Source organism: Lederbergia citrisecunda, assembly GCF_018343695.1.
GTDB lineage: Bacteria > Bacillota > Bacilli > Bacillales > Bacillaceae_C > Lederbergia > Lederbergia citrisecunda.
This window is the reverse complement of sequence record NZ_JAGYPJ010000001.1, coordinates 756,126-769,884: the sequence shown is the minus strand read 5'-3', so window position 1 is coordinate 769,884 and position 13,759 is coordinate 756,126. Positions and strand designations below refer to the sequence as shown.

Annotated in this window: 10 protein-coding genes; all 10 read right to left on the bottom strand. The window is 35.9% G+C overall.

Going from position 1 to position 13,759, the window contains the following annotated elements:
• Window positions 1-307: 307 nt before the first annotated feature.
• A complete protein-coding gene (locus KHA93_RS03855; protein ID WP_213109511.1) occupies window positions 308-760 on the bottom strand; it encodes a TlpA family protein disulfide reductase in 453 nt (150 codons plus the stop codon).
• 65 nt (window positions 761-825) lie between these two features.
• Window positions 826-1,374, bottom strand: coding sequence for a peroxiredoxin (locus KHA93_RS03850; protein ID WP_213109510.1), 549 nt, complete (start codon window positions 1,372-1,374; stop codon window positions 826-828).
• Between the two features lie 259 nt (window positions 1,375-1,633).
• Window positions 1,634-4,405, bottom strand: coding sequence for a VWA domain-containing protein (locus tag KHA93_RS03845; protein WP_213109509.1), 2,772 nt, complete (start codon window positions 4,403-4,405; stop codon window positions 1,634-1,636).
• The gene (locus tag KHA93_RS03840) at window positions 4,389-6,167 is read right to left on the bottom strand and encodes a vWA domain-containing protein (protein ID WP_213109508.1); all 1,779 of its coding nucleotides are present in this window, start codon (window positions 6,165-6,167) and stop codon (window positions 4,389-4,391) included. Before KHA93_RS03840 ends, KHA93_RS03845 begins: the two co-directional genes overlap by 17 nt.
• 9 nt (window positions 6,168-6,176) lie before the next feature.
• Window positions 6,177-7,046 carry a DUF58 domain-containing protein gene (locus KHA93_RS03835; protein WP_213109507.1) on the bottom strand — a complete coding sequence of 290 codons (870 nt, stop codon included), beginning with the start codon at window positions 7,044-7,046 and terminating at the stop codon, window positions 6,177-6,179.
• On the bottom strand, window positions 7,043-8,044 hold the full coding sequence (locus KHA93_RS03830) for an AAA family ATPase (RefSeq protein ID WP_213109506.1): 1,002 nt from the start codon (window positions 8,042-8,044) through the stop codon (window positions 7,043-7,045). Before KHA93_RS03830 ends, KHA93_RS03835 begins: the two co-directional genes overlap by 4 nt.
• Before the next feature lie 5 nt (window positions 8,045-8,049).
• Window positions 8,050-9,588 carry a DUF8809 domain-containing protein gene (locus tag KHA93_RS03825; RefSeq protein WP_213109505.1) on the bottom strand — a complete coding sequence of 513 codons (1,539 nt, stop codon included), beginning with the start codon at window positions 9,586-9,588 and terminating at the stop codon, window positions 8,050-8,052.
• A gap of 5 nt (window positions 9,589-9,593) precedes the next feature.
• Window positions 9,594-10,439 carry an ABC transporter permease gene (locus KHA93_RS03820; protein WP_213109504.1) on the bottom strand — a complete coding sequence of 282 codons (846 nt, stop codon included), beginning with the start codon at window positions 10,437-10,439 and terminating at the stop codon, window positions 9,594-9,596.
• Window positions 10,436-11,368: an ABC transporter ATP-binding protein gene (locus tag KHA93_RS03815; protein WP_213109503.1), complete on the bottom strand. Its 933-nt coding sequence runs from the start codon at window positions 11,366-11,368 to the stop codon at window positions 10,436-10,438. Before KHA93_RS03815 ends, KHA93_RS03820 begins: the two co-directional genes overlap by 4 nt.
• Entirely contained in the window at window positions 11,368-13,734 is a 2,367-nt protein-coding gene (locus tag KHA93_RS03810) for a DUF8725 domain-containing protein (RefSeq protein WP_213109502.1), read from the bottom strand. The genes KHA93_RS03815 and KHA93_RS03810 overlap by 1 nt, the downstream gene beginning before the upstream one ends.
• Window positions 13,735-13,759 lie beyond the last annotated feature (25 nt).

Here is a 13,759-nt window from a genome sequence, read left to right as displayed (position 1 = left end):
TGTCCATACAATTCCCTCCCCTTTGGCAATTGGCCGTAATAACTAATATATCGGCTAACAAAATATTTTTCCACTATTTTTTTAAATTTTTTTACCATTCCTCCCAATTTCTGAAACTTTCTACTCCAAAAGTCTTAGATGGATGTGTGTCCCCTTTCTTCGAACAATTAATACCTAGGCTTTGCATTAGTAAATGAATATTAGTGAAAATGCGTCTACATGGAGCAGAAATCAACATACTGTTTTCAGAGCGATTACACAAAAAACGTCCAATATATGATTGGACGTTGACTCAAAAAAACTAAGATTATGCTTTTTCAACTTCATTAAGGACTCGATTAACTCTCTTCTCAAGCATTTTCATGCCGCCACCGCCAGCTTGAAAATGGCGTAGCTTCCCTTCTTTATCAAAAACGTAATAAGCAGGAACGTATTGATTTTCAAGAGCATCAGCAAACTTCAATTCACTGTCCACAAAAATCGGTTGTATGATTCCATGTTCAGAAGCAACCTTCTTGATTTCTTCAATATCGAGATCATCTTCTGAACGAGGCATATGAACAGCAACTACATTCAATTTATCTTCAAAGTCATCACGAAATTGATTTACTTGTGGCATCGCTTCTTTGCACAGATGACAGCTAATTGACCAAAAATGGAATAAAGTTGGCTTTTCCCCAATCAATTCATCTTTTGTTACTTGACCATTCAGCCATTCTGTTGCACCTTCAAGCTCAGGCATAGGTTCACGAAGTTTCATAATATGATTCTCCCCTCAAAATCATTATGAAGGACAGGCAATACCGATTGCCTGTCCTTAGAATATTAAACTGATAATGTTGCTTGTCCAGGTCTCCAGTTAGCTGGGCAAAGGCCACCAGTTTGTAATGCTTGAAGAACACGTAATGTTTCGTCTACGTCACGGCCAATATTGTTGTGGTTAACAACGGAATACATTAGCTCTCCCTCAGGGCTAATAATAAAGAGGCCACGAAGAGCGATACCTTCCTCTTCAATCAATACACCATATTCTTTTGAAATTGCATGGTTCGTATCAGCTGCAAGCGGATAGTTTAAGTCACCAAGACCATTTTCTTTACGGTCCGTTTTAATCCAAGCCAAATGAGTATGGATAGTATCAGTTGAAACACCGATTACTTCTGCATCCAAATCTTCGAATTCGTCATATCTGTCAGAAAGAGCAGTAATTTCTGTAGGACATACAAATGTAAAGTCCATTGGATAGAAGAAAAGAACTGTCCATTTATCATTTTTCATATTTTCTTCTAAACTTACTTTGCCGAATTCCTTATTAGGCATTACTGCTTCCATTTCGAAGCGTGGCGCCTGTTTTCCTACCATACGTTCTGCCATGATGAAATACCTCCGTTTTATTATTATTTCATTGAGAAAATGGTTAAGATATTCTCAACTATTAATAAGTCATAAAGTTTATTATAGTCTTGTTGTCGAATTTTGTCAAACTTATTTATAATAACTATAAGTAAGTAGTGATTTTAATTTTATTATGACCCGTTTTAAGAAATATCATTCAACCATTTTCAGCATTTTTACTAATTTTATCCTATCATTAGTAGAAATAATAATAAAACAAAATGCACTATGTCGAATTCTATCTGTTCATACGCTTTTTCGCTTCAAGAAGTCTTTTCATGCTCTCCTGAGGGTTTTGTTCACTTGTATCCTCATCCTCAGTCGCTCTATTTAATTTCTTTTTATTATTCAATTCCTGCTTTTGTTGGATGTCACTTATCGGATTCGTTTTAGTTGATAATGGCTTTTGTCGTGTTGACTTATTAATTTTTGGAACTTCAATCTCCTTAGAAACTTTTTTTATAGGTTTTACATATTTTCTAACCAATAATGATATTGGCGGTAAACCAAATCTTCTAATCGCTATTTCTAGAAAAAAGAAGAGAAAAGCGATCATAATCAACCATGAAGAGATAGGTTGTTTTTTTACCGGATAAAATGGGAGAGAATCAAAAGCCATTTTTTCTTTCGTTAATTGTTTTCCCCCTGTAATATTTGCAGCTTCTTCAAGTAGTGCAAAGTTATTCCCTTTTAAGAGCAACTCATCAGAATATGGTACCGCAAAGCCTGTTTTATAGAGCTTTTCCTCCCCTTCTTCTGAAAATTGATTAATACGAAGAAAGTACATACCAGGATTATGATCCATAGCAAGTTCATACTTACCCGGTGCCGTAATTTTCATGCTAGCATCGATTTGCTCCCCAGATTGCGATATGACTGCCGTTTCGATTGGACCTTGTTCACTATTAGAAGACTGGAGCTGAATAACTGTCTGCCCATTTCTATTTTCAACATGAATAGTGTAGGGCTCACTGTTATAAGTTGGCAATGTTCTACTCATAAGTTGATTGATAAAATGTGGCCATTCACCCCACTTCGCCCAGTTTCCAGCCCATTTCCCACTTAGATCTGAAGTATAAGCAATAGTTCTTCCAAGTCCAAATTGCCATTCCGCAAGTATAGGATCCTCTTTATCACTTGAAAGAATCATATGTGATGTAGCTTTCGGTGTCACAGCGATATAGGCGTTCATTTCCGGAACACCATCCTTAAATAGTGGATCCCAATCAAAATTCGGATGAATAGTCGGATAAAACGGATCATCCACAATATATGTTCTAGTAAGAACTGCCGTTTCTCTCGATAAAATGCTTGGAATGACTGTATCATCTACAACATCATAAAATCTACCCGCTCCATATCCAGCTAAATCCTCCAACAATCTCTTATCTGCATCTTGACCTAACGCAACTGTTGATAGTGTAATATTTGTTTCTTTTCCTTTATCAATAAGAGCGTGATAATCATTATTTGTTGCCGATTGACCGTCTGTCAGCAATATAATATGTTTTCGCTGTAGTTCTAATGGTATTAATCTATTAAAAGCCGCTTCGAGAGCAGAATATATTTCCGTTCCTCCTCCAGCTGGTACGGAACGTATTTTTTCGATTGCCTTTTCTTTATTGCTAATTGGTGCTGCTTCAATGATTTCCCATGGTCGATCATCAAACGCGAAAAATCCTAATGTATCTTTTTCACGAAGCAACTCTACTGATCTTGCAGCCGCTTCTTTCGCAAGTGAGAGTTTTTCACCCTCCATGCTCCCTGACCGGTCTAACACAATGATTAATCCAAGTGACGGAAGCTCCTGTTTCCCTTTCACTTCCATTTCAACAGGAAGTAATTCTTCTATAGGTGTTTTAAAGTAGCCTCCTAGACCAAAGCTGTTTTCTCCTCCAGCCATGACAAAGCCTGTTCCAAAATCTTTTACAGCTTGATTGATGAGCTTCATTTTCTTTTCACCAATATCAGTAGCAGCAACATTATTAAAAAGAATCGATTGATATCGTAAATAACTAGAAAGGGATGAAGGTAATTGTTGAGGTGTTATTTGATCTACAATCAGTCCTGAGGTTTGTAAAGCCTTACTTACTCCTTCATTCGGCTCTGACTGCACAACTAATATCCGTGGCGTTCCTTTTACATTGGATATCGCCTGCAAAAAATTATTTTCAGCAAAAGCATCCCCTACCGCTGAAATTTCCCCTTTATAGACATAAAAACCTGTTTCCATTGCTTCATGAGTAAAGGTTAATAAATTTGTGCCCTCTTTTATTTGGATATTTTCTTCGATGATTTCTTCATCGTTCAACGTAATTCGGACTTTAGCATTTGTAGTATAATTACTTTCTACTTTCATTGTTAACCTAACTGTTTCTCCTTCGTACAGTGACGAAGGTACTGAAAATTCGGTTACCGCCATATCCTGTCCAACTTGCCTAGAAATTGGTATGAAATCTAACACAATTCCTCTTTGCTTCAGTAAACGTGCGGCATCAAGTATATTTCCCGCAGTTTGGTTTCCGTCTGAAAATAAGACGACACGGCCATTTGAATTGCTTGGAAACATGGAACTCGCCAATTGAATGCCTTGTTCGATATTCGTATCATAACGATTAATATTCGTTGAAAACTCTTGAATTACGTCACTATTCGCATGAAGCGATTGTTCAACTGCTACATTTTTCCCTAGCGATAAAATGGCAAACTGGTCTTTTTCCTTTTTAGACTGAACACTTTTTTCAATCCAAGTTAATATTTCATTTTCTGTGCCCATCATACTAGCAGAAGAATCCACGAGAAAAACGACATTTCTTTCATTCGTTTTAAAAACTAACTGAGGCGTAACGAGACTCAAAATAATAAACGAAAAAACCACTGCTCTTATACAGGTAATCCATATCTTTTCTTTATGCATAAATCCTTTTGTCTGCTTGAAAAAAAGAAATAGAACTAAACCTGCAGGTATTAATAGTAAAAAAAATAAAGGGTATTTAAACTCGAGTCCCACGCCTCATCACCTCCCACTCAATAAACAGAACTATCAGGGCGACAAGAACCAACCAAAACCAAAGTCCATCATTGACGCGATTCACGACAGTGCCATCATCTTCTTTTATTGGTTGGTTTACTCTAAAGGATGATGAGTATGGAATTGATTTTTCCCGGTCATCCAAGTTCACTGCAAAAAACATTGTTCTCCCATTAACAACTGTTTGGTATATTCCTGGCTTTTGAGGAGCGCTAAAGCTTTCTTTAAGTAAATTGAATGATTCAATGTATTTTCCGTTTTCGTTAAATACTTGCCAGTCGTTGCTGTCAGCCTCTACGTTAAGCCAACGATGCTCACCTGGAAGAAAAAATCCAAAAAACTCTTCATTAGCAGCAAGCCATTGAAAAGATTGGTATAGAAAAATCGGAAAGCCTGTATGCAGCGGCCAGTCGGTATTTTCAATCGAAAATTGAATAACAATAACGGGATATCCATTTTCTGTTCCTTTTTGAATTAAGGGGATTCCACCACTGCTTGCAATTACTGGAAGGTTAGTGTTATTTCCAGATAAAGCAGATTGAATATACGTTTTATTAAATTCAACATATTGAAAAACTGGGTCGTTTTCTGTTTTTATTTCATTTTGTATTTTAACTTCTTTAGTCTTTTCAGGAGTAATGGCCAGCAATGGCCTTTTCGGCCATTTTTCCATAGGAATATTTTCCACTACTACTATTCCATCCGATAAATCACTATTTATATCTTCATTATTTATTTGAATCGTTTCATAGCCTATATTATCTAAACCTTTCATAATGAAAGGGCTTATATCTCCGACTAAATAAACTTTCGATAATGAAGGGCGCCTAACAGCAATCAGCTCATTATCAATCGAATAATCATCATCCACCTCGATATGGGCTTTATAATACTCACTTACTGGTAGCTTTGATATTTTGATGAACTTTTGCTCACCAGGTTCTATCGACACTTCTTCCTCGAATAATATTTTTTCATTGGAATTAATCTGTAAAGTGGCTGTTTTTTGTATTTTACTCTGGTTTTCAACAACTGAAATCCCAGTGACAATGTTATCTTTTTCCCCAATACCGAAAGATTTTAATGAAACATTGTCACCCTCTTTCCCCATATTAAAAACGGAAATAGGGATTGTTTTTGATAACCCTTTTACTTCTTCAGACTTTACTGAATCGGAAAAAATAAATAGACTTGTATCTTTATTCACTGCAAGTGAGTTTGCAAGTCTAATCGCTTTATCCATATCACAATATTCATAAGACAATGTTAAACCGTCTACAACCTTCTGGAGCATGTTCATATTGGATTCCCTATTGATCAATAGGTTCGGCACACTTCCTGCCGCAATAATCGTAACTTCCTGATGCTCAATATTCTTTAACATTGCATAAATTTCTTCTTTTGCCTCATCAAATCTTGAAATTCCATTATGAATAGCTGACATGGAAGCGGAAGTATCGACGACAAAGATAATATGTTCACCTTCAATACCCTTCGTCATCCAGTAAGGTCGAGTTAGAGCAATCATTAATAATAGTAAAATTAATAACTGTAAAAATAGCAATATATTTCGTTGAAGTCTATCGAGCCAAGGTGATGCCTGCCATTCATTCATCACTTGTTCCCACAGAATGTTAGAGGGGATCATTTTATTTTCGTAGCGTTTTCTAAACATATAAAAAATAAGAACTGTAGCAATTAAAAACGCTAATAATAAAAATATTGGATTCATTAAACCCATTTCGTCACCTCATTGTACAATTCCATGGAAAATAAAATCTGATATAAGTAATTCTTCGGCAGTTTTTTCATCACTTACAAAAATATATTGTATATTAAACTTCCGACAAGTATGTTCTAATCTTTCATTATGCAGTTTCAGTCGTAATTGGTAGGCCGATACGAGTTTTGGACTTATACTGACATTTACTTCTGTTTCCCTTTCACTATCGATAAGCTTTGCATCACCCGTATAGTCAGGATCAATTTCTTCTTTGCTTAAAATGTGGATAAACAATATTTTTGATTTTACTGAGGCTGCCTTTAAAAAAAGTTTTTCATAATCAGCGATTGCTTCCATACCATCGGTGATGATGATGGTTAATTGCCTCCCTTTTTGTAATTTCTTTTCCATTTCTTTTATAAATGTGGAAGTCTTTGTGTTTAACTGCAGTTGTAGAATGTCAGACAGTACTTGTTTAGCATTATTACTTCCTTTTCTTTCTATACTGCGTAAATCTACAGCGGAAATAGGAAGAAATGATAATCTATCCTCATTAACTAGCGTGATATAACTTAAGGCTGCAGCGATTTTTTTTGCAAGCAGCCATTTAGCTTCAATTGTTCGCATAGAAGAAGTACAATCCATGTAAATGGATACTTTTATTTCTTGTTCATCCAGGTATCTCTTAATATAATGGCGTCTCGTCCTTCCATAAACATTCCAATCTACGAGCCTCACATCATCACCAGGTTGGTACGTACGAAAATCAGAGAATTCTAAAGAGGACCCAAATTTATGTGAGCGGCGGATTCCTTTTTGAACACCCGTTCGTTTAGAGTCAACTACTAAACGTAATTTCCGTAGACGAGCAAGAAATTCATGTGAAAACATCATCATGTTAGTGCACCCTCATGTTGGACCCACTGAATTGTTTCATCAATTAATCTATCAGCTGAAATTCCTGCAGCTTCCCCTTCAAAGTTGAGTAAAATGCGATGACGGAGTACAGGTTTGGCAACTTGTTTAATATCTCCGATCGAAACGTGAAACCTTCCGGCAAAGAGAGCACGAGCTTTCGCAAGATTAATCATACTTTGTAGTCCTCTAGGGCCAGATCCGTATTGAACATACGACTTTACTAAAGGGCATGATCCTTCATCATTTGGATGCGTTCCGGCAATAATATTAACGGCAAGGTCAAGAATTTCATCAGAGATGATGATATGTTTAACGAGATTTTGAATATGAATTACATCTTGAATCGCCATGATTTTTTTTAGCTTTGGCTTTTCCGCTCCCGTGGTCCGGTGAATTATTTCCTTTAGAGACTGTCTATCAGGATAATAGACATTTATTTTACAAGTGAAGCGATCGAGTTGTGCTTCCGGCAATGGGTATGTTCCTTCCATTTCGATCGGGTTTTGAGTAGCAAGAACAAAGAACGGTTTCTCCATCGGCTTCGTATCTCCCATGATGGTTACTGTTTTTTCTCCCATTGCTTCCAGTAAAGCACTTTGAGTTTTCGGGGTTGCTCGGTTGATTTCATCTGCTAGTACAATATTAGAAAAAATAGGTCCTTCAAAGAACTCAAATTTTTGCTTTCCTGATTCGTCAGGCTGGATCATCATCGTTCCTGTTATGTCGGATGGCATTAAATCTGGAGTAAATTGAATTCTTGAAAAAGATAGATTAAGAACTTCTGATATTGTTTTTACGAGCATCGTTTTTCCAAGTCCCGGTAACCCTTCAAGTAAAGCATGTCCTTCGGAAAAAATGGTCCAAAGCATTTGATCGATTACTTCATCTTGTCCGACGATAAATTCTTGAATTTCACTTTTTATGTTTGTGAGTTTTTCTGCAACTTGAATAAAATCTTGTTCACTGATGGTAGACATCCCATTCACTCCCGATCTGGTTTTATCTTAGAAAAATAGTTTTTTACAATAGACTCTAATTCGGATGGCAGCTGCAATCGATTTGTGCTTTCACGGGAGGATTTCTCATATTGATTGTAAACTTCTTCATAAGGGCGGATTGTTCCTTTTAATACAGGACCTTTTCCCTCCCCTTGTTCAGCAGGCTTCCCTTCACCCATTTTTCCTTTATCTTTTTCAATATTTATTTTCCCATCTAACGTTTCAGGAATCGTTAATGTTCGTGAACCCATTCCGAACCCCGCACCACTGTTGCTGTTGCCGTTCCCGTTTCCATTGGAGCCAGAATTACCACCATTTCCATTCCCTCCAGAACCGCCTTGTCCTTGACTTTGTCCTTGCCCCTGGCTCCCATTTACAGAGGATGAACCGTTTTGTTGTCCATTTTGTTGATGTTGAGGATTATTTGTCGTTGTATTACCATTTGAGTTATTCCCTTGTGATTGGGCTATTTTTGTAGAAGGTTGGATATTATTTGTAAGCATTCTTTCGACAAGTGTCTCACTTGCACGTTGCATTATTTTTTGCGAATCTGCTAAATGAGAAGATTGTGAAGCTTTTTCCATCAGAGCGGTCAACTGTTTTTGCAATGAGTGAATATCTTCAGAAGATAATTGATTAGACTGACTTTGGATTAATTGTGACAGCAATTCCTTTTGTTCATAATTTAATTGTGAGAGTTGCTCTTGCAATTTTTGAATTCCTTTTTCTAGCATTTCCTTATTTTGTTCTTGAAGCGCTTTTGCTAATTCGTTGAAATTGCCGGATTCCAACTTTTTTATGACTCTATTTAAAGCAGTCTTATTTTCATCAGCATGTGTTTTCTGCAGCATTAGCTCATTGCTTTGCTTATTAAGTTTCTTTAATGCTTCATTCGCTTGCTTAATATCTTTTAATTCATCTAGTGCTGTTTCGATAGCCTTTTTAATAATCGGATCCGTTTTTTTCTTAACGAGCTTTTCAAGTTCTTTCTTCGTTTCCTGAACTATCGCCTTTTCTTTTTTCAATTGTTCCGCCTCTGCCATTTTTTCATTAGGTAAAAAAATCATGACGGAAGTCATCGCGATGAAGAAGAGCGATAAGCCTAAGGAAAAAGGTGCTACATATTTTTTATTTCTTTTTGACACATGAGCTTCAACCTTTTTCATATGAAATAACGCTTCTTTTCTTTGCAATGTATATACTGTTTCTTCTTTTTCGATAAACGAAAGAGCTGTTGTGGTTCTATTTTCCCCACAATATTGATCATATATATAAGCCGCCCGTTTAAAGTCTGGTCTAGTCACCCAAAACTTTATGAAGAAAAAAATGGCTGAAATCGATACGAATACCATAATATACACATTCGTATCGATAATAACGAAGAAGCGAGCCATGATAAACAAGCAAAAAGTAAATCCACTGCACGTCAATAGATAATACTGAATTTCTTTAACAGCATGCTCAGTTTGTAATTGTAATCTCACTTTGTTTAGCAGCGAATAAAATGCTTTTCTTGCATCCATGTAAATCATCCTTTTTTCGGATTCATGTTTGGCCTAAGTTTTTTAATACTTACCAAAAGTGCGAGAAGTGCCAAAATCGTATAGATGATAAAATAACTCCAAATTAGCGGAAAAGATATCCCAGTTTGATCTTTAAATGCTTCCTTAATACTTATATCAAATAAGCCGCTAAATACGATTGGCGGGTTAAAAGCTGCAAAAATATAAGGGAGTACCATTGGTTTTTGAATATTTGCCGCATGATAATAGCTAGTTGATATCAAGTATAAAAATGCTGCTCCACCTGAAAGAAATAATGTTACTCCAAATGTTGAAATCATTGATACGATGGTCCGTCTAATTAACGTTGAAAATAATAACCCAAAACTACCAAATACAAAAATTGTATACAAGTAAAATCCCATCACCTTCATGATTGTAGTTGGCGAAACTCCACCAAAAAGAAATACAAGAGAATAAAATGGGAGGCTCGCTGCTAGGAGGAGCAATAAATAAGAAATCGACGAAAATAATTTACTAAAAATAATACTGGTTGAGCTTTGAGCGGTTGTTAATAGAATGTTCAATGTTTGACGCTCTCGCTCTCCACTAATGACACCAGACGTTAATCCAGGTGTAATAAATAGAATCAGTCCTAGCTGTAAATATGCCAGCACCATAAACATGACCCTACTTTGTGAAGGTCGGATGAATTGGGAACCACCTCCCATTGATGTTTCAAGGAGCATATATCCGATTACAACAATGCCAATAGCAATTAAATAAGTTAATATCCCTAAAAATGTACGAAAGGAGCGAAATCTAAGCTTAAATTCTTTATTCAATACAGGATTAATCAATACATTTTTCAATTTAAGTCTACTCCTTTCGTAATTTCCATAAACACGTCTTCAAGATTTGATTCTTGCTGTTTAAAACTTAATATAGGCAAATCTGCTAAAATGGCTTTCTTTAATAAATTCATTTGTGATTCTTCGTCTCCAGAATATTGAAATTGAATCGAATGATTTTCCAATCTAGTAATTCTAGAAACAGAAGGATCATCTTCAAAAAATGAAATGGCTTTTTCTATTTGTCCATAAAATGCTATAACAATAACTTTATCAGCTTGAAGTTGTAGCTGAATATCAGCTACTGAACCATGAGCAACTAATTTCCCTTTATTGATCACGCCTATTTGATCACACATTTCAGAGAGCTCTGGTAAAATATGAGATGAAATTAAAATCGTTTTCCCCATATTTTTTAGTTCCTTCAATATTTCCCGCATTTCGACGCGAGCACGAGGATCAAGACCAGAAGCAGGTTCATCAAGGATTAGCACTTCGGGATCGTGAATAAGAGATCTTGCGAGACAGAGTCTTTGTTTCATTCCTCGCGAAAGAACATCCACATATGAATTTTCTTTTTCTGTTAAATTAACTAAGTCTAATAACTGGGGAATGAGCTTCGCTCGATCCCTTGCAGATATTGAATAACTCGCACCGTAAAAATCCAAATATTCATTGACCCTTAAATGATCATATACGCCAAAGAAATCTGGCATATATCCGATTTGCTTCCGAACTTTTTCTGGTTCTTTCGTAACGCTTGCTCCATTAATTTCAGCCGTACCGGAAGTTGGTGAAAGCAATGTAGCCAATATAGAAAAGGCAGTTGATTTACCTGCACCATTGTGTCCGACTACTCCAAAAACGATTCCTTTATCTATATTAATCGTTAAAGAATCAAGAGCCGTAAAGGAGCCGTATTTTTTCGTTAGTCCGTTTATTTCTATCATTATTTTATCGCTCCTTTAACGACAAACTCTGGAAAGCTAATATAAGGCTCATTTTTCGAATTGAATTTTTCTAATTTTATTGTAATTTGTCCTTTGTCAGAAACAAACTGCCCTAGATTGTCTTTTTCTAATTCAGTTTGACCTTCTCCAACCGGAATGTAATCACCCGTTTTAACATTTAAAAAGGAAAGCTTGAAAGAACCGAACCCGTTCATATTGTATTGAATAGAATCAAACACTGTTTTTTTCGGGTCAATTTGTTCAGGTATTGTTAGTACAACCTGATAAATTCCATCTTCCAATGCCATTTCATACATTCCAAATTTATCATGAATATTGCCTTCGATTGGAGTAATATCAATCGCTAGCTGACTATTCTGTAAAACAAATGGTCCCGTAATCTTTCCAATTGCAGAAAATGGTTGATAGATGATTGTAGATCGACTATTTTTTTCCTTTTTATTCGTCAGTCCAACATCAATGATTTTATTTTTTGTGTATCCAAAAACAATTGGTAAATTATCGATAAAAGTGGCATTAGATAGAATTGCCATTTTTAGCTCATCTTTTTTCATTTCTTCCAGTTCTCGGTTGTTTTGATAATTATACACGCCATAATCAAGAGGTGCTGTTAAGATGGCTTCTTTCAATCTAAGGTCTACATCAACAGACGCTCCTTGTTTGACGGCACCTAATTTATAAGGGTAGTTTCCTGACCAAATGTATAATTCATCAAAATCAAACGGATATTGATTGCTAACTTTCCCTTTCAAGGTACCGTCCTTTATTTCGAGATCAATATCAAATTGGCCATTTACCTGTTTTGTTGCATAGCCAACGATAGATCTGGCAGACCAATACTCTACATCAGCAAAATCATACAGTAATTCGTTTCTCGTTTCAGACATAACCGCTTTCCCTAAAACACTGTCTCCTATAAATCCGTCTCCATTATTGACAGGAATTCCATAAAATTCACTCTTAGGGATGGTTAGCTGATAATTGCCACTTCGATTGGAAAACATTGTGGCTGTATACATCCCATTAATTTGTCCGGACTCATTCGCCTTGAACACACCCATCTCTGAGAGTTGTGGGCTTTTGAGACGATCTTTTGCTCCGACTATAAAGATACCGGCAGACATGATGATTGATAATGTTGGGATAACCCACCATGCATGTTCTCTTTTATCGATTTTCTTTAATATAAAATATAAAACCGGAATAATGATGATCATATATCCAAGCATAATCAACACGACTGTACCGATTGAAAATGTAGAGGCCGAAAATAATTCATTTGTAGAACCAAGACTAGTGTAAACAGGTTGATAGATTCCTTCTTGATTAAAATTACTATTGTATTTAGAATTCATCATTGAAAAGATGGATTGTATCCAGTCTGAATATCCTTTCCATGAGGATAAAGGCTCCTCCCCTAATGAAAAGGCTGCTTGCCAAATTTGACCTTCACCCAATTTTCTCATCAAAATGATTGGGATGTTTTCTGTTTCTTGTTTTATTACTGTATCCTTAGCTACATCCCCAGCCTGTATTTCAAGAGTAGTAAAAGATGGCTCATTCTCTATTGATTGTAAAAAAGACAAATCCTTAATTTTTTCTTTATGGGATACTTGCATCGGTAGGAAGGGCTCAAGCTCACCCCATGCATGCTGAGCTTTTGCGGATGCACCAGTAATTAATGCTCCACCTCCATTGATCCAGCCAATAACAGCTTTTTGCTGTTTTTCAGATAATTCTGATACAGAATAGTCATCTATAACTAAATAATCAAAAAATTGCAGTCCTATCGCATCATTAGGAATATTTTCTTTCGTTAAATGAATGATTTTAGGTTGTTTTCCATTTAATTTAATGAGCTGTAATTCTTTTAATCGATCTGGATTCTCACTAATCAGTCCAATAGTTGCTTGGTTTTCTTCAATAGTGCGATATGTTAATTTTCCTTTTCCAACAGTCGAAATCTTTTTCCCCTTTTTCCAACTACCTTCATATAAGGATATATTTTCTTTATTTAAATTTGAATAATTTACAGAAGTTCCCGGCATAATGACTTCATATATTTTTTCACTATTTTTTGGGAGGTCCACTTTTACTGCTTTCGCTCCACCCAGATTATAGTCACTCGAAAAAGAAATCAACATGTCTCCATTAAAATCCGGACCAATATTTTTCAACTTAATTTTGATAGGAAAGCCTCTCCCGCTTTTTATCATCCCCTCATATCCTTCTTGAACGGATAATTCAATAGAAGTATTTGCCGCAGAGATGGAAGGTGTATAAAATATATGCCACATTAAAAATAAGAACAATAAAGATATTGGTATTTTTTTGATATTGCTCATGATTGCCCCCTTGTTAAACCCTATA

Bases quoted from the DNA above. Each gene is read 5' to 3' on its own strand.
- KHA93_RS03810 (WP_213109502.1), bottom strand. From the start codon at position 13,734: ATGAGCAATATCAAAAAAATACCAATATCTTTATTGTTCTTATTTTTA.
- KHA93_RS03815 (WP_213109503.1), bottom strand. From the start codon at position 11,368: ATGATAGAAATAAACGGACTAACGAAAAAATACGGCTCCTTTACGGCT.
- KHA93_RS03850 (WP_213109510.1), bottom strand. From the start codon at position 1,374: ATGGCAGAACGTATGGTAGGAAAACAGGCGCCACGCTTCGAAATGGAA.
- KHA93_RS03825 (WP_213109505.1), bottom strand. From the start codon at position 9,588: ATGGATGCAAGAAAAGCATTTTATTCGCTGCTAAACAAAGTGAGATTA.
- KHA93_RS03840 (WP_213109508.1), bottom strand. From the start codon at position 6,167: ATGGGTTTAATGAATCCAATATTTTTATTATTAGCGTTTTTAATTGCT.
- KHA93_RS03830 (WP_213109506.1), bottom strand. From the start codon at position 8,044: ATGTCTACCATCAGTGAACAAGATTTTATTCAAGTTGCAGAAAAACTC.
- KHA93_RS03835 (WP_213109507.1), bottom strand. From the start codon at position 7,046: ATGATGATGTTTTCACATGAATTTCTTGCTCGTCTACGGAAATTACGT.
- KHA93_RS03855 (WP_213109511.1), bottom strand. From the start codon at position 760: ATGAAACTTCGTGAACCTATGCCTGAGCTTGAAGGTGCAACAGAATGG.